We start from the raw sequence: 18,047 nt of genomic DNA on the forward strand, positions 1-18,047 counted from the left end.
ATTTTTTTACGCAAAAGGCACAGAACTCGTGCCAATCGGCAGCTTTGCTTCATCTTCCGGCTCCACATGGATCACGACACGCGCACTTTCGATCTGCGTTTTCAGCGCATCTTCGATTCGGTCGCATATGATATGCGCGTCGCCCACGCTCATTTCAGCAGCAACAACCAGATGAAACTCGACGAAGGTAACACGACCTGCAATGCGGGTTTTGAGATCATGCACCTCAATCGCACCACCGGCATTGGCTGAAATCACATCGCGAATCCGCATTTCCTCGGAGGGCTCAACACCAATATCCATCAGGCCCTGAACCGACTTATTTATGACGCCCCAGCCCTGCCAGAGAATGTTGATGGCTACCAAAATAGCGAGCAGCGGATCGAGAATGGCCCAGCCGGTGATAACCGCGCCAACAAGGCCGAACAGAACACCCACGGACGTAAACACATCGGTCATAATGTGCTGACCATCGGCCTCCAGCGCTGGCGAACGCGCGCTGCGACCCGTGCGAATGAGCAACAGCGCCCAGAAGCAGTTTATGGCTGCCGCAGCGGTATTGATTGCAAGACCCAGCCACGGCTCTTCAATCTCATGCGGCGCTTGCAAGGCTGACCATGCTTCTTTTGCAATCAAAAGCGCTGCAATCGTGATCAACACGCCTTCGACAACCGCCGAAATATACTCCGCCTTGTGATGACCAAACGGGTGGTTCTCATCGGCTGGCTTGTAGCTAACACTGATAGCCCACCATGCGCCGAAAGCCGCAATCACATTGACGATGGATTCGAGCGCATCCGAATAAAGCGCGACAGATCCCGTGAGCGCATAAGCCACATATTTCAAACCCATAACGCCCAGCGCAACAGGAATAGACCAAGCGGCAAGGCGCCGAACTTTTACACTCGCGTCCATCACAAACCCTAATTCTTTAAATTCTTATCCCGACAAGCGGGTTTGAGCTTAAATATAAGCTCACTGCGCATTCACTCTGGCCAAGCCAGTTAGCCGCATTTCGATAGGCGTTCTATAGCCCAGAAATTCCGATAATCGAACCCCTCTTTTTTACTTCAGCAACTTAATTTTCTCTTGCGAATGCAATGCATTACAGTTGCAAATGGTTCGCTAAAGCATAATCCGACCGGAGTGAAACGAGTGTCGATAAGATTATGCTTAAGGTAAAAAGAGTTAGAGCGCCGATCTGATAAAATCAGATCGAAACGCGCTCTAGAGCAGCTCCGAAAAGGCGTTATTTTTGAACCCCATAAACGAAAAAACCGGCCGCAGTTTTCACTACGCCCGGTTCTTTGATTGTCAGATAAAATCGCGTTTAATAGTTGGTGCGGCGTGCTTTGTGCTTCGCTGCAAAATGCACCACCACATTTTCGATCATTCGCATCCCCGCATTATGACCCAACGTCATGATGGATTCGGGGTGGAACTGCACCGCCGCCACAGGCTCTTTTTTATGTTCAAAAGCCATAATGACACCATCTTCGGTTTCTGCTGTCACCAGAAAATCATCGGAGAGACGTTCAGGATCAGCAAAGATCGAGTGATAACGACCGACCGTTATTTCCTTCGGCAAACCTGAGAAGATGCGCTCTGGCTTTGAAACCCGAATACGCGACGGCTTACCATGCATCGGAATGCGTAGCTGACGTAGCGTTCCGCCATAGGCTTCTGCGAGTGCCTGAAGCCCCAGACAAACACCGAAGATCGGCAGCTCACGCTTACGCGCTTTATCGATAGTCGCCTTGCAATCAAAGTCCTGCGGTGTTCCTGGTCCGGGCGACAGCACAACGAGATCAGGATTGATGCGATCAAACACCTCGTCTGCCACCGGCGAACGCACGGTCGCAACCGTTGCACCTGTCTGGCGGAAATAATTGGCGAGTGTATGCACGAAAGAATCTTCGTGATCGACCAACAGGATTGAAATCCCCTCGCCCACCTTTGCCGCCACGCGCTCTTCAGCAACTTGATTGCTCTTCTGCGCTTCACGCACAGCGGCAATCATAGCCGATGCTTTCAGTTCGGTTTCGGCTTCTTCTTCTTCAGGATTGGAATCAAACAGCAGCGTCGCACCGGCGCGGATTTCAGCCACGCCTTCCTTGATGCGAATTGTACGCAGCGTCAGGCCAGTATTCATGTCACCATTGAAATGCATCATGCCGATAGCACCGCCATACCATGCACGCGGGCTGCGTTCGTTGTCTTCCAGAAAACGCATAGCCCAGAGCTTTGGTGCGCCAGTAACCGTCACAGCCCATGCATGGCTCAAGAAGCCGTCAAAAGCATCCATACCGTCGCGCAGACGACCTTCAATATGATCAACCGTGTGGATGAGACGTGAATACATTTCGATCTGACGACGACCGATCACACGTACCGAACCCGGTTCGCACACGCGGCTCTTGTCGTTGCGATCCACGTCGGAACACATGGTCAGCTCGGACTCGTCTTTCTTCGAATTGAGAAGCTTCAGAATCTGCTCAGAATCTGAGATCGCATCTTCACCGCGTTTTATGGTGCCGGAAATCGGGCAGGTCTCGATACGACGACCATTCACACGCACAAACATTTCCGGCGAAGCACCAACCAGATATTCGTTCTCACCCAGATTGATGAAGAACGAATAAGGCGATGGATTGATCGACTTCAGACGACGAAAAATTTCCGAAGGAGCCGTGTGACAGCGTTCATAGAAAGTCTGCCCCGGCACGACTTCAAACAGATCACCGCGCCTGAAGCTATCCTTGGCGCGTTCAACCAGCTTGGCATATTCGCCCGGATTATGATCGCCGCGTGGCAGGTCACGCTCGGCAGGTTTGAAAGCCTGTACAGGCGTCGCGCGTGCAAGATCATGCGTGGACGAACCGCCACAGCTAAACTCATAGCGGTCCACCCATGCGCGTGCGGAGTAGTGATCCGCCACAAAGATTTCATCAGGAATGAATAGCACCAGATCACGCTGATCATCCGGGCGCTTCAACTTGTACTGGATCGCGTCAAACTGGAATGCGAGATCATAGCCGAACGCACCGTAAAGGCCGAGATTTGCATCTTCTTCGGAGAAGAAAAGGCCAACAATTGCGCGTAGCACGGTGAAGACCGAAGGCATACGCGAACGTTCTTCTTCGGTGAAGGTGCCGGTGGGTTCAGCAATCGTCAGCTCGATACGATCTTCATCGGCCTTATCGACCTTCACTTCGACAAGCACCTCAACCGTCTTGAGGATCGGGCGCAGCAGGATCACGCCGCGCTTGTTCAACGCTTCAATGCGTATTTTACGTTCTCGAGACGTGATCACCACTGGCGGATCAACGATTGCCGTGTCCCATCGCGTGTAGCGGCCCGGATATTCGTAGTTGGAAGAAAACACCGCGCCGCGCCGCTCATTAAGAGCATCGATATAGGTCTCGATGGCTCCCTTATAAGCAGTCAGATGGCGCACACGTTCGACAACAATGCCGCCCGCTGTTTCGTGCGTGAATATCTCGCTATCCGCAATTTTCGCATTCATGACTGGCAATTCCCAAGTGTTATTCGTTATCGAGCACTTCCAAAGCTCAGGCCCCTCAACCAAAGCGCATCGTGCTTCGGCTTTTTATGCTCGCATGTCTTTCCCCCAAAACCGGTTTCCACTTTTGGGAGGCATGTGATGGTCTTATTCAAACAGCCAAACAAAAAGGCCGCCCGGATAATCCCAGCGGCCTGTTTCTAAACGCAAATGCACAAACGCCTGCGTGGCCGCTTTTAGCGAGCCCACCACCAGATTTTTGTTTCAATGCGCGAAATGTTCATGACGATACTGTTAGCCTTCCCTTGCATCGCTTGCAACCGGAAAATTCACGCCTTCGTCGCGCTTTGAAGTGGGAGCGCCTTAAAGCCAAACACAAAGAAAATCCGGACTCAGTGAAGCGTCCGGATTCTCCCTTTGCCCTTAATGAGAACAAACATGATGCAAGTTAGCCAGCACCTTCCATCACACCTAAACGGGTACCGCCCACAATGCCAAATGTATAAGCATAATATAACTCTCAGTATGCTGTACCAATAGCATAGATTGCATCAATACTGCAACCATAAAGTGCATTTTAGCTACTTGATACATTCATAAGGTACAATGACCACTGATATCTCAAGCTGTCGACTTTATCAGCGCTCAACCAGAGATAAGTAAAAGTATGATGTTTCAGGAATTTTGTATGAACGATTAAGCATTTTCGTCTTGCGCCTGTCCCCAATTTGGGATTCATTTCGTTCGCAGATCATTTGCAAACAAACAAAAAGAACCGTTCTTGCAGGCGGTCAAATGGGGACATCAATGAAGAATCTCGATGTGATGGACAGGAGCATTCTGTCTGCGCTTCAGGAAAATGGCCGACTGACCAACACTGAACTTTCTGATCGTATCAATCTTTCGCAAACAGCAACTGCTGAGCGCGTCAAACGCTTGACCCGCGAAGGCTATATTCTGGGCTACTCGGCACATCTATCGCCAAAAATGCTCGATCGTTCAATGCTGGTTTTCATTGAAATCAAGCTGGACCGCACCACGCCGGAGGTGTTTGAGACGTTCTCCACGTTCACGCGCGGCAATCCAGATATTCTGGAATGCCATATGGTTGCAGGCGGCTTCGACTATCTGATCAAGGCCCGCGTCACTGATATGGACCACTACCGGCGCTTTTTGTCAGAAGCCCTGCTTTCCCTTCCCGGCGTGCGTGAATCCCACACCTATGCTGTGATGGAAGAGGTCAAGGAAACATCGCATATCGCAGTTTAATTCGATCTTCATTTTGTTGAACACGAGTCACAATTTTTAAAATTCATTTCGGCATATTGCCAAAGACATAATGCGGGTATATACCCGTATTATGTCTCATTCCTGTATTTGCATAGATCTGCGTCAGGCAGCCCGAAAAACTTCAGCCATTTATGATGAAGCATTGGCTCCGCTTGGCATCAGCGTGGCGCAGTTCAGCCTGCTGCGAAAAATCTCCCGCGCATCTACGATCTCACTCACCGAACTGGCACGCATCGCTGAGCTGGACCGCTCGACCATGGGGCGGAATGCAAAAGTGTTGCAAAAAATGGGTTTGATTGAACCCGCCACCAGCAATGACCATCGCGAGACAAGCGTCGCTCTCACCAGTGAAGGACACAGACTGGTCGAGCTGGGCGGACCATTGTGGGATCAGGCCCAAAATGAAATTGAAGCGCGACTTGGTCACAAGGGTGTCGAGCAATTGCTGGCACTTCTTGGTGCTTTGTAGCGGTTGTAGCGCACCCCGAAAAGTGTGAAGCGGTTTTCGGAACAAGATGCGCGTTGAACGAGTGAATGCAATTTGACTGAAAACAATGACTGAAGCCCGCCCCAACTTTAGTTAAGTGGACGGTTTCGTCTTCCAATATGTGGCTGGTCGAAATCCAGCCGAAACAGAGAGTTCCGAAGATGATCTCAGCTCGCCTAGCCAGTTTTCTAGCGCAACGAAACATCCACTATGGATGGGTTGTCGCTGGCGTCACCTTTCTGACCATGCTGGCGACTGCCGCCGCCATGGGCTCGGCTGGCATATTGATCGAGCCGCTCCAAAGTGAGTTCGGCTGGACCAATGCGAATATCTCTTTCGCAATGGCATTGCGGCTTGTGCTGTTCGGATTGATGGGACCATTTGCGGCCGCTTTCATGAACCAGTTTGGCCTGCGCCGTGTGGTCATGGCAGCGCTTATCATGATTTCTTTTGGGCTCGTTGGCTCAATCTTCATGACCGAGCAATGGCAGATGGTGGCACTATGGGGCGTGGTCATCGGCCTTGGAACGGGCATGACCGCACTTGTCCTTGGCGCTACCGTTGCTGCGCGCTGGTTTGAAAAGCGTCGCGGTCTGGTCGTCGGCATGATGACTGCCAGCAATGCAACAGGTCAGCTTATTTTCATGCCAATTCTGGCAAGTGTCAGCCAGAATATCGGCTGGCGTTCATCACTGATCATTGTCATTTCATTCCTGCTAGCAGCCCTCGTGCTGGTGCTGATATTAATGCGTGATAAGCCTTCAGACATTGGTCTCAAGCCCTATGGCCGTACGGCACCAATGCCCGCACCCGAGCCAAAGAAACAGTTCGGCGCCATGCTTCTGTCTCCCTTGGTGACATTGCGTGAAGCATCCTCGACAACCACGTTCTGGGTCTTGTTTCTCACATTCTTCGTCTGCGGCTTTTCCACAAACGGTCTGATCCAGACCCACTGGATTGCCCTTTGTGGCGACTACGGCATTGTGCCTGTGGGCGCGGCTGGGATTCTCGCGGTGATCGGTGCTTTCGATCTGATCGGCACAATTGCATCTGGCTGGCTTACCGACCGCTACGACAATCGCTGGCTCTTGTTCTGGTTCTATGCGCTACGCGGCCTCTCGCTGATCTATCTGACCTTCACTGACTTCTCGATCTATGAACTCGCTCTCTTCGCCGTTTTCTATGGTCTTGATTGGGTTGCGACCGTTCCGCCAACGGTGAAACTTGCAGCCGAACAATTTGGCCCGGAAAAAGCCGGCATGGTCTTTGGTTGGGTCTTCACCGGCCATCAGGTGGGAGCAGCAGCGGCAGCGGCCTTTGCAGGTTTCGTTCGCACCGACTACGACAGCTACACACCTGCGCTTATTCTGGCCGGAGCCATGTGTTTTGCAGCCGCTGCAATGGTATTCCTGATCAATCGGCCCAAGTTGCAGGCAGCTTTCCAAGCATCATGATCTTGACTTGCGGCTCTTTTTGTTCAGCGCCAAAACACCGACGCTGATCAGAAGGGCCGCAAGAGTATCAGTTAGACCGGGCACTTCGCCCAACAACAAAAGCCCAAGCACCAGCGTCACAACCGGAATAAGCGCTGACAGTGCAGCCCCTGCCGCCGTACCCAACAGAACCACGGCACGGTTGAACGCAAAGATGCCAAAGGCCGACGTCAAAACGCCCTGATAGAAACCTTGCAGAACAATGTCGTTCCACGAAGTTTCACCAATCCCCTTTTGAAGAAACAGTATGTAGATCGGCAAAAATACAATCGCTGATGCGACCGAAGAAATCGCGGCCGCATGCAGGCCATCCATGTTCTTTTTGCGAAACACCATCACATAAAGCGACCAAACGAGAGCAGCGGCAAAAAACGCGATATGCCCCATCATCTCCGCGCCGCCAAATTGCGAGAAGCCTGCAATCAATGCACTGCCCAGCAGGATCAAGCCAACTCCTGCCCAGCGCACAGGCACCAGTCGTTCATGCAGTAGAAACACGCCGAAGATCGCAACCATTGCCGTCATCAATCCCGGAATAAGCGCTGCTGCATGGGACGCTGGCGCATATTGCAGACCAAAGGCCGTTAACAATGCATAGGGGAAACCAGCGCCTGCAACCAAAAGCACAAAGCCCAGCGCGCCCAATTGCCGAAAGCCAAAGCCTTTCGCCAGCACCACCGGCAGAAGAACAAGCCCCGCAACACCAAATCGCAAAGCGATAATATCAGACGGCAATAAAGCCGTTTGAAACCCAAAGCGGGTCAAAACAAATGACCCGGACCAGACGAGGACGCCCGAAAGCCCCCATATCAGTCCTCTGATTGTATCGGACTTGGCTGCTGAATTTATCGTTTCGCTTGTGGCGACCATATGCTTTGAACTCTGATTCATAAAACTGTCTGGCGACCATCGCAGAAAACTGCCGTGTCAGCGCCACGGATAAATCAGATATGAGATATTAGTTTTTCTTATCCCGCCTTTTGCCTTCGCTTGAATGCGAGATCACAAAAGCTTTCGATCAGTGAGCGAACGGGACTATCCGCCCGCGACACGATATAAACCGTGCGAAAAGCTGGCGGATCAAAACGACAAATGCGCAGATCATGCAGATCAGCACCCGGCAAACTGATCTCTGAAATCAATGTCAAACCAGTGCCATGGCGCACCATTTCAAGAACAGTCGCAATGTCACGCGTTTTCACCTGCTCACTGCGCGCGCCACTATTTTCATGAATAACGCGGTCGATAATCAACTCACATCCCGCAGCGGCGAGTAATTTCCTGTCACGAAGCTGAGCCGGGGCAAGGGTTGCCTGCTGCATAAGCGGATCATCACGCCGCCCTATAACGACCAATTCTTCTTCGCCAATGGCTTGTGCCTGCAATTCTTCAATCGGTAATGATGTGATGCCAAGATCAGCAATACCGTCTTTGACCCATTGGCTCACATCATCATGTCCGCCTTCAAAGGCACTGAACTCTACATAGGGATAAAGCCGGGAAAATGCTTTGCGCAATTCCGGCAACACATGCTCAAGCTGACTTGGAATGGCCGCAATGCGCAAGCGCTCTTGTCCGCCACTTGTCTTGCTTCGCGCCTGACTCTCGATGCGCTCAACAGCGGAAAGTGCTGCGCGCGCATCATCAAGAATAGATTGCCCAAAGGCAGTCAAAACCGCACCATCGCGTTTGCGTGCCAGCACGGCAATTCCGAGTATTTTTTCTAGCGTTGCGATCGCCTGACTGGCTCCTGATTGCGTCAACCGCAACCGACGACCAGCAGCACCCACGCTGCCCGTTTCAGCCACTGCTTCCAACAATCGCAATTGAACCAGACTGATTTTCATCTTCGCTTACCCTGCGCTTAATCGCGCAACAACGCATCACCCCAATCAGCACGACGCGCCCAACGGAAAAGCTCGCCATCCCGCTTGGTCAAAAGCCCCTCTTCCGCAGAGCCATCATCCTTGCAAAGTTTGATGGTGACCTTGCCGCCACCGACACGCGTTGGCGCGATAACCCGCGCTGACGCCGCAAGCGATGGATCGCGTGTTGCCGCAAGATAAATGAATTTCTCGTCTTCCCACGGCACTTCGGCATCCTTAGTCAAACGATGAATCCGCGACCGCGCAACACGACGCGAAAAATGACACCAATCCGGTGCCGCTATCGGACAATCCAGCTGATGGGTGCAAGGGGCTGCGATATGCGCGCCTTGTTCTAAAAGCACAGCACGTGCATCGAGAATACGCTGCCAGCCAGCCGGTGTTCCCGGTTCCACAATCACGAACAAATGTTGCGCAGAAGCCCAGAGCTTTTCAACCAGCGTCTTGCGGTCAAGCGGTGCCAGTTCATCCAGCACATAAGCAATCGTCACCAGATCAGCCTGCGGAAGATCCGGCTTTTCTTTAATCAGATCTGCCGCCCGCCATTCGGTTTGAAGACCGATATCTGTCGCAAGTTTGCTTCCCACAGCGCGGATTGCCGGGCTTGCTTCAATCATTGTGGCAGATTGCAGATCCGGCCAACAATCGCGTGCAGCCCAAAGTGCCGTTCCCGGCCCACATCCCACATCCAGCATCGTCTGAGGCACAAATTCCGGGCACACCTCCGAAACACTCTCTAAGCTTGCACGCACCGCGGCATAAGTCGCAGGAAGGCGTGCCGCCAGATAGGCCTTGGCCGCCAGATCGTCAGAAATATGCAAACGCCCATCGCGCGTTTCCGCACGATAGCGCCGCGACAGCAGATCAGATGCGCGCTTGAGGTCGGCCAGAGCCACACCTTCGAGCGCAGCATCCACGGCCTGTCGCAAGAGTGATGGTAGTTCCATTAAGGTTTAGCGCTCCAGAACCTGCTTCACGTCGACCAGATTGGAACGCACACGCAGAATGTAAAAGCCCATAGTCGTTAGATGCGATGGCGTAAACCATGCATCCGGGCTACCGTTGGAAACAATGAATGGCTGCATATCGAGCGCCGAGCGCAACTGCCGCTCCATTTCGTCCCATACGCCATCCAGATGCTTTTCTGCCAACACACCACGGAAATCCGAATGTGCAGCACGCAGGATGCCGTAATAAGCATAGAGCTGGCCATAGGCAAACCAGAAGCGATCATCAGCACGCGTATCAAACCAACCGGCATGATAATTCTCGGCGCGGTCCTTAAGGATTGCCGAGGTCGAACCCAGATCGCTCGCAATACGGTCAACAAGCTGGATCAGATTATCAGCGCGTGCATCAAAGGTAACCTGACAGGTCTGTAGACGTGTGTTGAACGAACGCAAATCCTTGATCGCCGAACGGTAATAGCTTGGTGTTGGCGTCTTAGGGCCAAACGGGCTCAAGCCAAAATACCAGGAATCTTCCGCAAACTGCAGATTTCCACGCGCCTTCTGCAGATCGCTATCAATCTGCGATGTGCCACGCAGACGGCCAATATTGTCCACCAACTCGATAGCGGTACGACGTACCGCAGCATTGATGCCACGCTGGAACGAAGCCTTATTATCGAGAAATGGTGTGCGGTCCCAGTCAATGCCAAAGAAACCAAGCTTATAAAGCAGCATGGAGGAAATCCACGCATTCTGGTTCACGTTGAAATCGGTAAGATCAGCGGCCACTTCGGCAACGGCAGATGGCGAACATTTGCGCGCAGTCGATGGAATTTGCGCTGCCTGCATCGGCTGCGTGTCGACTGGAGTTTCAGATGTAGTTTCGCTATCGCCGGTGGTCGGTGTAGTATCCGTCCCACTTGGCGTAGGTGTCGAAGGTGCTGGCGTTGCGGCCAATGGCGCAGGTGTCGTCTGCAACTCTTCACCCGGCGTCACAGCCGTTTGGTAGCTATATTTGGCCGGATAGTCGGGATCGAAGTTTGTCCAGACCTGCGTTTGCCAGATAAAATAGACGTAAAGACCACCAAATCCGATAACGAAAACCGCAACAGCGACTTTCCACAAATTTCCGAGCTTCAGAAAAAGCCGCCATAAAGCACCGAGCGGAACAGCAATTAATCGCGCCAATGCTGCGATAAATCGGCCAAGGAAGGAGAAAACGCCCCGAACTGCATTCCACACTGTCTAAAATCCTTCCTGTTGCCTGCAATCACAGGCTCTCTGGCACTTTTATCCAACCAGCAATGTCGCATATGAAATGCAACATATCACCAGCCACTAAACACGAACGCTTGTCTCGTTCTTCAAATAGAGTGTGGCTGGCTTTTCGACAACCATCGAGCAGCATCTCATGCCAATTATCGAAGCTTTTCGCGTTGCGAGGGTTGAAACGAAACAAGCCGTGGGTAACATGGCACCACTTCGCCCTGCTTCGGCCAGAACGCTTTCTGCGCCGAACTTTTGTCTGACGGCCCAGAAAAACGAGTACAACACCCCCTAAAGTCGCAATCAGAAATATTTTCGCCGCAATGGTACTTGATCGGCGAAATCTTTGGTGTTTGCTAAACGCTGGAACCGGAACAATAATCAATTCGACAAAGGGGCCCGGTTAGAGCGCATCCCAAAAGGTGTGAAACGGTTTTTGGATAAGATGCGCGTAAAACAAATAATGAGGGCGCCGGTCTGATTTAATCAGATCGAAAGCGCTCAAATGGAGAGAGAAATGAAGTCCACATCAACGCCTTCAATGAAACGCGTCTTGAATATGCTGGCGGTCACAACAGCAATCTTTGCCATTCCAGCAGCCGCCAGCGCTGCCGAGGCGGAAAGCTGCTCAACCATTCGCTTCTCCGATGTGGGCTGGACCGACATCACGTCGACCACGGCTGTAGCAACCGAGGTTCTCAAGGGTCTTGGCTATAAGACCGACATCAAGGTTCTCTCCGTGCCAGTGACCTATGCGTCGCTGAGCAAGAAAGACATTGATGTTTTCCTTGGCTACTGGAACCCGTCAATGAGTGCCGATCTCAAGCCGTATCTGGATGATAAGAGCGTTGAGACGCTGCGCACCAATCTGACGGGCGCGAAATACACGCTCGCCGTACCAAAATACGCTTACGACGAAGGCCTTAAAGACTTTAAAGACATCGCAACCTTCAAAGACAAACTCGGCGGCAAGATTTACGGCATTGAGCCAGGCAATGACGGCAACCGCCTGATCCTCGACATGATCACCAAAGATGCCTTTGGCCTCAAATCTTTTGAACTGGCAGAATCGTCGGAACAAGGAATGCTGGCGCAGGTCGCACGCAGCATTAAGAGCAAAGATCCGGTCGTCTTCCTCGCATGGGAGCCACATCCGATGAACAAGCGCTTTGAAATCGCTTATCTCACAGGCGGCGATGATTTCTTCGGCCCGAACCTTGGTGGCGCGACCGTCGAAACCAATATCCGCGCTGGCTACGCGCAAGAATGTCCGAATGTCGGCAAGTTCCTGACCAATCTTGAATTCCAGCTTGAAATGGAAAACGAGATCATGGGAAAGATTCTCGATGACGGCGAAGAACCAGCCAAAGCTGCAACCGCTTGGTTGAAGGCAAACCCTGCCGTTCTCGATAAATGGCTTGACGGCGTGACCACGCTCGACGGCAAGGAAGGTCTGCCAGCTGTCAAGGCAGAACTCGGCCTGTAATCTTCACATTAAGGGCCGCGGGCAACCGCGGCCAAATCATTTGCACACCATGAAAACGAAAAAGCACTCAGCAGGAGACAGAATCGTTGAACTGGCTGACGGACTATAAAATTCCGGTCGGACCTACCGCAAAATCGGTGGTCGACTGGCTTACCGACAATATGAGCGGCTTTTTCGACGCGTTGGCGGCTGTGATGCAGTGGCTTATCGATGGCTTGCTGTTTCTGTTGCAGCTTCCCCATCCGTTGATCCTCATCGCCATTTTTTCTGTTATCGCATGGTTCATACAGCGCCGCATTTCCGTGGTGATCCTCACGATTATAGGCTTTTTGTTCATCATCAATCAGGGCTATTGGGATGCAACGCTCAAGACGCTGACGCTGGTGCTTTCGGCTTGCTTTCTTTGCATGGCAATCGGCGTTCCGCTCGGTATCGCCGCAGCACATCGCCCAAAGCTCTATGCCGTCATGCGCCCCATTCTCGACCTGATGCAGACGCTGCCAACCTTCGTCTATCTCATTCCGGCAATCGTCTTCTTTGGCATTGGCATGGTACCGGGTCTCCTTGCCACGGCGATTTTTGTGCTGCCTGCGCCGGTGCGACTGACACATCTTGGCATCTCATCAACACCGTCATCGCTGATCGAAGCCGGTGAAGCCTTCGGCGCATCCCGTCGTCAGCTTCTCTGGAAAATCGAGCTGCCCTACGCCATGCCGCAAATTCTGGCAGGCCTGACACAGACAATCATGCTGTCGCTCTCCATGGTGGTGATTGCAGCACTTGTGGGTGCAGACGGCCTTGGTGTGCCAGTGGTTCGCGCACTCAACTCGGTCAATACATCGCTTGGTTTTGAGTCGGGCTTCGTCATCGTCGTGGTCGCCATCATACTCGACCGCATCTTCCGCGCTTCACGCGGCAAGTAGGAGATAAAGTCATGACGATCATTTCTGTAGAAGACGTCAGCATCATATTCGGCAAGAATGTGGATAGCGCGCTGGACTTAGCTGATCGCGGTGCTTCGCGCTCGGAAATTCAGGCCGAAACTGATCTGGTGCTGGGCGTGCACGACTGCTCGCTCAATATTCAGGAAGGCGAGATTCTCGTCTTGATGGGCCTGTCCGGATCGGGAAAATCGACCCTTCTACGCGCTATTAATCGGCTTAATCCTATTTCACGCGGTCGGGTTCTTATCCGCGATGGCGAACGCACAATTGACGTCGGCAATGCTGACCGCAAAACACTGCGACACCTGAGGACCGAACTCGTCTCGATGGTCTTCCAGCAATTTGGCCTTCTGCCTTGGCGTTCAGTCGAAGAAAACGTCGCCTTCGGCCTCGAAATTTCCGGCATGAGCAAGCAGGAACGTCTCAACCACGCACGCGACCAACTCGAACTGGTCGGCCTGAAAGAATGGTCTAAGCGTAAGGTGGGCGAGCTTTCCGGCGGTATGCAGCAACGCGTTGGCCTCGCTCGCGCCTTTGCAACCGGCGCACCCATTCTGTTGATGGATGAGCCTTTCTCGGCGCTTGATCCGCTGATCCGCACACGCTTGCAAGATGAACTTTTAGCGTTTCAGTCACGACTTAAGAAAACGATTGTGTTCGTTAGCCACGATCTTGATGAAGCCATGAAAATCGGCAATCGCATCGCGATCATGGAAGGCGGACGCATTGTGCAATGTGGAACACCGCAAGACATTCTGCTCAACCCAGCGGATCGATATGTTGCAGATTTTGTCGCGCATATGAACCCGCTTGGCGTCTTGCAGGCTGGAGACATCATGACTCCGTTTGACCGCAATGCAGCCCCTCGCCCGTTTGCGGCAACGACACGAAAAGAAACACTTGTTCGGGAACTGATGAAATCAGTTGCTGATAGCAGCGGCGATGTGGGTATTGTTGAGAACGGCGCTATTATCGGTAAAATCAATTCCGATGACATTGTTCGCGCGCTCTCCTGGCATCAGCAGCGCGGACAGCATTAGAACCCAATTTTCAAAACAAAAACGCCGCCTTAAGAAGGCGGCGTTTTTCATTTCTAGCAGAACCCAGCTTTACGCCTGAGCAGCCGCACGTGCTTCTACACGAGCGCGGATTGCATCAACATCCGCACGCGGCGTCGCAGCAAACAGCTTCTTGGTATAGTCGTGCTGCGGGTTGTTAAACACCTCTTCACGCGTGCCATATTCGACCACTTCGCCAAAATACATCACCATCACTTCATCAGCGATGTAACGTACGACCGAGAGGTCGTGGCTGATGAACACGTAAGTCAGACCAAATTCTTCCTGCAAATCAGAAAGAATATTGAGTACCTGTGCCTGCACCGAAAGATCAAGCGCCGAAACCGGCTCATCAAGAATGAGCAGTTTCGGATTGAGCATCAAAGCACGTGCAATCGCGATACGCTGACGCTGACCGCCAGAGAACATATGCGGGTAGCGATTGAAATGCTCTTTGCCAAGACCAACCTTGAGCAGCATTTCCATCGACTTTTCGCGACGCTCTTTGGCAGACATGTTGGTGTTGAGCAACAAAGGCTCAGCCAGAACATCACCGATCTTCTGGCGCGGATTAAGCGAGCCATAAGGGTTCTGGAACACGATCTGCACCTTCTGACGCATTTCGGCAGTCAGACCATCGCGGGCAATGTTCACATTCTCGCCGCCGATCATCAGATCGCCAGAAGTCTGTGGGTCGATCATGGTCAGGATGCGGGCAAGCGTTGACTTACCGCAACCCGATTCACCGACGATTGCCAGCGTCTTGCCTTTTTCAAGCTTGAAGCTCACGCCTTTGACGGCATGAACAACTTTTGGCTTGCCAAAAAGACCGCCACCAACATGGTAATCGCGCTTGATATCGCGCGCTTCGAGAACGATCTCGCTCATCACGCTTCTCCTGCGGCACTATTTGCCAAAACAAAGTCGGAAACAGTCGGCAGGCGATCACCCGTCGCATTTTCCGGCAAGGAGGAAAGCAATGCACGCGTGTAAGGATGCTTTGGCGCGGAAAACAACGACAACACGTCGGAGTCTTCCATCTTGTGACCCTTATACTGCACGATCACGCGATCAGCAGTTTCTGCCACAACACCCATATCATGGGTAATCATGATCAGACCCATGCCGTGCTCAACCTGAAGACGCATCAGCAGATCAAGAATCTGCTTCTGGATCGTCACGTCAAGCGCTGTTGTTGGTTCGTCAGCAATCAGCAGCTTTGGATTACACGCAATCGCAATCGCGATCATCACACGCTGACACTGGCCACCCGACATCTGATGCGGGAAGCTCGACAAGCGTTCTGCTGCATCACGAATACCAACCAGTTCAAGCAGCTCAATGGCGCGCGCACGGCTTGCAGCACCCTTAAGCCCCAGATGGCGCTTAAGCACTTCTTCAAGCTGATAGCCAACCGTGAAGCACGGATTAAGGCTTGCAACAGGCTCCTGAAAGATCATCGAAATATCGCGTCCGATAATCTTGCGGCGTTCCTTATCGGACATGCCTTTGAGGTCCTGCCCGTCAAAAGTCATGCTGTCGGCAGTCACAGTCGCGGTCTTGGGCAAAAGGCCCATGACAGCAAGCATACCCACCGATTTGCCAGAACCGGACTCGCCAACAATCGCCAGCACTTCGCCCTTATCGACCGAAATATCGATGCCATCAACGGCCTTGAATGGGCCGGTCGAGGTATCAAACGAAACCGTCAGGTTTTTGATTTCAAGCAAAGCCATCGATCAGCTCCTTTTCAGTTTCGGATCGAGCGCATCACGAAGACCGTCGCCGACCAGATTGATCGCAAGAACGGTGATTAGGATCGCAAGACCGGGGAAAGTCACAACCCACCATGCGCGCATGATGAACTCGCGAGCTTCGGCAAGCATTGTGCCCCATTCCGGTGTCGGCGGCTGCGCACCCATGCCAAGAAAGCCAAGCGCTGCAACGTCGAGAATAGCGTTGGAGAACGACATGGTTGCCTGAACGACGAGTGGCGCGAGGCAGTTTGGCAAAATGGTCTTGAACATCAGACGCAGTTTACTTGCACCGGCAAGCTTGGCTGCCGTCACATATTCACGCTCTTTTTCTGCCAAAACCGCTGCACGCGTCAAACGCGAGAAGTGTGGCAGCAGAACGAGTGTAATCGCAAGCACCGCATTGATGAGGCCCGGCCCGAGAATAGCCACCAGAACTAGCGCCAACAGCAGCGATGGGAACGCCAGAATAACGTCCATGATACGCATAAAGACAGTATCAACGCCACCACCAAAAAAGCCGGAGATGACACCAATCGTAATGCCAAGGCACATCGAGATGATAACGATCACGAAACCAACGAGCAGCGAATACTGCGCGCCATAGATGAGACGCGAAAGCATATCGCGACCGACCGCATCGGTTCCAAGCAGGAACTGCGTTGAACCGCCCTGTTCCCAGAAAGGAGGAGCCAACAGAAAATCGCGGAACTGTTCGGTTGGATTATGCGGAGCGATAACAGGTGCCAGAATAGCAACGATAACCAGCGCCAAAAATACGAAAAGACCAATAACAGCGCCGCGATTGACGCTGAAATAGAACCAGAAATCTTTCAAAGCCCGGAGTTTCCCGACTTCCATTGGAGCTTCCGGCTGAATTGCGGAGTGTGTCATGATACCCTCACTTGTGCCGGATACGCGGATTAATCAGGCCGTAAAGCAGATCGACGATCAAGTTTACGATCATGATGATGAACGCAATGATCAACAGTCCGCTCTGCACGACTGGGTAGTCGCGACGCGAAATCGAATCGAGCATCCATTTGCCGATACCAGGCCATGAGAAGATGGTTTCCGTCAGGATCGCACCTGCCATCAACACACCGACCTGAAGGCCAATGGTCGTGATAACCGGGATCATGGCATTGCGCAGCGCATGAAGACCGATAACGCGGCGAACCGGCAGGCCTTTTGCGCGAGCGGTACGCACATAATCCTCACCCAAAACTTCAAGCATCGCAGACCGTGTCTGACGCGCAATCACCGCAAGCGGAATTGTTGCAAGCACGATGGTCGGCAAAATGAGATGCGACACAGCCGATGTGAAGGCGCCCTTCTGACCCGACAAAACACTGTCGATCAGCATAAAGCCTGTAACCGGCGGGAAGTAATAGAGCAGTGATAGGCGACCCGAAACTGGCGTCCATTGCAGCGTGCCGGAGAAGAAAATGATAAGCAGCAAAGCCCACCAGAAAATCGGCATCGAATAGCCAACCAGCGAGATGCCCATCAGACCCTGATCGAACCACGAGCCGCGCTTGACAGCCGCGAGAACACCGGCAGGAATGCCCAGCAGGATCGCTACGATGATCGCACAGACAGCCAGTTCAATTGTTGCCGGAAACAGCGTGAAAAATTCTTCAATCACGGGCTTTTTCGTGACCAGAGACTGGCCGAAATCACCGTGCAGAAGGTTCCAGACATAATTGAGATATTGTTCCCATAACGGACGATCAAATCCGAGCTGAGCCAATAGCTGTGCATGGCGCTCGGGGCTGACGCCACGTTCACCTGCCATCAACAAGACAGGATCGCCCGGCAACACGCGGACGAAGGCGAAAGCCACAATCGTGATGCCGATAAAAGTCGGTATCAGATAAAGCAGTTTGTTTAAAACAAAACGGAACATA

Annotated in this window: 16 protein-coding genes; 6 read left to right on the plus strand and 10 right to left on the minus strand. The window is 52.5% G+C overall.

All coding sequences use genetic code 11. The features are described 5' to 3' along the window. Window positions 1-6: 6 nt before the first annotated feature. Both ACOZHT_RS14015 and ACOZHT_RS14020 read right to left on the minus strand, forming a co-directional pair. Window positions 7-915 carry a cation diffusion facilitator family transporter gene (locus ACOZHT_RS14015; protein ID WP_339511472.1) on the minus strand — a complete coding sequence of 303 codons (909 nt, stop codon included), beginning with the start codon at window positions 913-915 and terminating at the stop codon, window positions 7-9. A gap of 415 nt (window positions 916-1,330) precedes the next feature. Further along, on the minus strand, window positions 1,331-3,526 hold the full coding sequence (locus ACOZHT_RS14020) for an anthranilate synthase component I (protein WP_339511470.1): 2,196 nt from the start codon (window positions 3,524-3,526) through the stop codon (window positions 1,331-1,333). An 804-nt stretch (window positions 3,527-4,330) separates the two neighbouring features. Between ACOZHT_RS14020 and ACOZHT_RS14025 the strand changes: the two genes are divergently transcribed. From ACOZHT_RS14025 to ACOZHT_RS14035, 3 genes are all read left to right on the plus strand, one after another. Continuing rightward, entirely contained in the window at window positions 4,331-4,792 is a 462-nt protein-coding gene (locus ACOZHT_RS14025) for an Lrp/AsnC ligand binding domain-containing protein (protein WP_339511468.1), read from the plus strand. A 91-nt stretch (window positions 4,793-4,883) separates the two neighbouring features. Further along, window positions 4,884-5,282, plus strand: coding sequence for a MarR family winged helix-turn-helix transcriptional regulator (locus tag ACOZHT_RS14030; protein ID WP_339511466.1), 399 nt, complete (start codon window positions 4,884-4,886; stop codon window positions 5,280-5,282). 179 nt (window positions 5,283-5,461) lie between these two features. After that, a complete protein-coding gene (locus ACOZHT_RS14035) occupies window positions 5,462-6,754 on the plus strand; it encodes an MFS transporter (RefSeq protein ID WP_339511464.1) in 1,293 nt (430 codons plus the stop codon). Here the strand turns inward: ACOZHT_RS14035 and ACOZHT_RS14040 are convergent. From ACOZHT_RS14040 to ACOZHT_RS14055, 4 genes are all read right to left on the minus strand, one after another. Then, complete coding sequence (locus ACOZHT_RS14040; protein WP_339511462.1) at window positions 6,749-7,684, minus strand: DMT family transporter; 936 nt, start codon at window positions 7,682-7,684, stop codon at window positions 6,749-6,751. The genes ACOZHT_RS14035 and ACOZHT_RS14040 overlap by 6 nt on opposite strands. Before the next feature lie 77 nt (window positions 7,685-7,761). Then, window positions 7,762-8,640 (minus strand): LysR family transcriptional regulator, encoded by an 879-nt coding sequence (locus tag ACOZHT_RS14045; protein ID WP_421565840.1) that lies wholly within the window; start codon window positions 8,638-8,640, stop codon window positions 7,762-7,764. Window positions 8,641-8,657: 17 nt separating this feature from the next. Beyond that, on the minus strand, window positions 8,658-9,626 hold the full coding sequence (locus tag ACOZHT_RS14050) for a small ribosomal subunit Rsm22 family protein (protein WP_339511459.1): 969 nt from the start codon (window positions 9,624-9,626) through the stop codon (window positions 8,658-8,660). Between the two features lie 6 nt (window positions 9,627-9,632). Next, window positions 9,633-10,871: a DUF2333 family protein gene (locus ACOZHT_RS14055; RefSeq protein ID WP_339511458.1), complete on the minus strand. Its 1,239-nt coding sequence runs from the start codon at window positions 10,869-10,871 to the stop codon at window positions 9,633-9,635. 541 nt (window positions 10,872-11,412) lie between these two features. On the opposite strand from ACOZHT_RS14055, the gene ACOZHT_RS14060 reads away from it, so the two are divergent. The 3 genes from ACOZHT_RS14060 (at window position 11,413) to choV (ending at window position 14,365) form a co-directional block, all read left to right on the plus strand. Next, window positions 11,413-12,381, plus strand: a complete 969-nt coding sequence (locus ACOZHT_RS14060) for a choline ABC transporter substrate-binding protein (protein ID WP_421565841.1) — start codon at window positions 11,413-11,415, stop codon at window positions 12,379-12,381. 86 nt (window positions 12,382-12,467) lie between these two features. Further along, window positions 12,468-13,304: a choline ABC transporter permease subunit gene (choW, locus tag ACOZHT_RS14065; RefSeq protein WP_339511456.1), complete on the plus strand. Its 837-nt coding sequence runs from the start codon at window positions 12,468-12,470 to the stop codon at window positions 13,302-13,304. Between the two features lie 11 nt (window positions 13,305-13,315). Next, the gene (choV, locus tag ACOZHT_RS14070) at window positions 13,316-14,365 is read left to right on the plus strand and encodes a choline ABC transporter ATP-binding protein (protein ID WP_339511454.1); all 1,050 of its coding nucleotides are present in this window, start codon (window positions 13,316-13,318) and stop codon (window positions 14,363-14,365) included. Window positions 14,366-14,434: 69 nt separating this feature from the next. Here the strand turns inward: choV and ACOZHT_RS14075 are convergent, their stop codons facing one another. The 4 genes from ACOZHT_RS14075 to ACOZHT_RS14090 are packed head-to-tail and all read right to left on the minus strand — an operon-like array spanning window position 14,435 to window position 18,046. Then, a complete protein-coding gene (locus ACOZHT_RS14075) occupies window positions 14,435-15,271 on the minus strand; it encodes a dipeptide ABC transporter ATP-binding protein (protein ID WP_421565842.1) in 837 nt (278 codons plus the stop codon). Next, complete coding sequence (locus tag ACOZHT_RS14080) at window positions 15,271-16,119, minus strand: ABC transporter ATP-binding protein (RefSeq protein WP_250038731.1); 849 nt, start codon at window positions 16,117-16,119, stop codon at window positions 15,271-15,273. Before ACOZHT_RS14080 ends, ACOZHT_RS14075 begins: the two co-directional genes overlap by 1 nt. Window positions 16,120-16,122: 3 nt before the next feature. Further along, window positions 16,123-17,031, minus strand: coding sequence for an ABC transporter permease subunit (locus ACOZHT_RS14085; RefSeq protein ID WP_339511449.1), 909 nt, complete (start codon window positions 17,029-17,031; stop codon window positions 16,123-16,125). Between the two features lie 7 nt (window positions 17,032-17,038). Then, window positions 17,039-18,046 (minus strand): ABC transporter permease subunit, encoded by a 1,008-nt coding sequence (locus ACOZHT_RS14090; protein WP_339511446.1) that lies wholly within the window; start codon window positions 18,044-18,046, stop codon window positions 17,039-17,041. Window position 18,047: the final 1 nt, after the last annotated feature.

The organism is Ochrobactrum sp. EDr1-4 (assembly GCF_049199085.1).
GTDB lineage: Bacteria > Pseudomonadota > Alphaproteobacteria > Rhizobiales > Rhizobiaceae > Brucella.

Excerpts from the sequence above, each read along its gene's own strand:
- ACOZHT_RS14015 (WP_339511472.1), bottom strand. The coding sequence starts at position 915 with ATGGACGCGAGTGTAAAAGTTCGGCGCCTTGCCGCTTGGTCTATTCCT.
- ACOZHT_RS14020 (WP_339511470.1), bottom strand. The coding sequence starts at position 3,526 with ATGAATGCGAAAATTGCGGATAGCGAGATATTCACGCACGAAACAGCG.
- ACOZHT_RS14025 (WP_339511468.1), top strand. The coding sequence starts at position 4,331 with ATGAAGAATCTCGATGTGATGGACAGGAGCATTCTGTCTGCGCTTCAG.
- ACOZHT_RS14030 (WP_339511466.1), top strand. The coding sequence starts at position 4,884 with ATGTCTCATTCCTGTATTTGCATAGATCTGCGTCAGGCAGCCCGAAAA.
- ACOZHT_RS14035 (WP_339511464.1), top strand. The coding sequence starts at position 5,462 with ATGATCTCAGCTCGCCTAGCCAGTTTTCTAGCGCAACGAAACATCCAC.
- ACOZHT_RS14040 (WP_339511462.1), bottom strand. The coding sequence starts at position 7,684 with ATGAATCAGAGTTCAAAGCATATGGTCGCCACAAGCGAAACGATAAAT.
- ACOZHT_RS14045 (WP_421565840.1), bottom strand. The coding sequence starts at position 8,640 with ATGAAAATCAGTCTGGTTCAATTGCGATTGTTGGAAGCAGTGGCTGAA.
- ACOZHT_RS14050 (WP_339511459.1), bottom strand. The coding sequence starts at position 9,626 with ATGGAACTACCATCACTCTTGCGACAGGCCGTGGATGCTGCGCTCGAA.
- ACOZHT_RS14060 (WP_421565841.1), top strand. The coding sequence starts at position 11,413 with ATGAAGTCCACATCAACGCCTTCAATGAAACGCGTCTTGAATATGCTG.
- choV (WP_339511454.1), top strand. The coding sequence starts at position 13,316 with ATGACGATCATTTCTGTAGAAGACGTCAGCATCATATTCGGCAAGAAT.
- ACOZHT_RS14075 (WP_421565842.1), bottom strand. The coding sequence starts at position 15,271 with ATGAGCGAGATCGTTCTCGAAGCGCGCGATATCAAGCGCGATTACCAT.
- ACOZHT_RS14080 (WP_250038731.1), bottom strand. The coding sequence starts at position 16,119 with ATGGCTTTGCTTGAAATCAAAAACCTGACGGTTTCGTTTGATACCTCG.
- ACOZHT_RS14085 (WP_339511449.1), bottom strand. The coding sequence starts at position 17,031 with ATGACACACTCCGCAATTCAGCCGGAAGCTCCAATGGAAGTCGGGAAA.
- ACOZHT_RS14090 (WP_339511446.1), bottom strand. The coding sequence starts at position 18,046 with ATGTTCCGTTTTGTTTTAAACAAACTGCTTTATCTGATACCGACTTTT.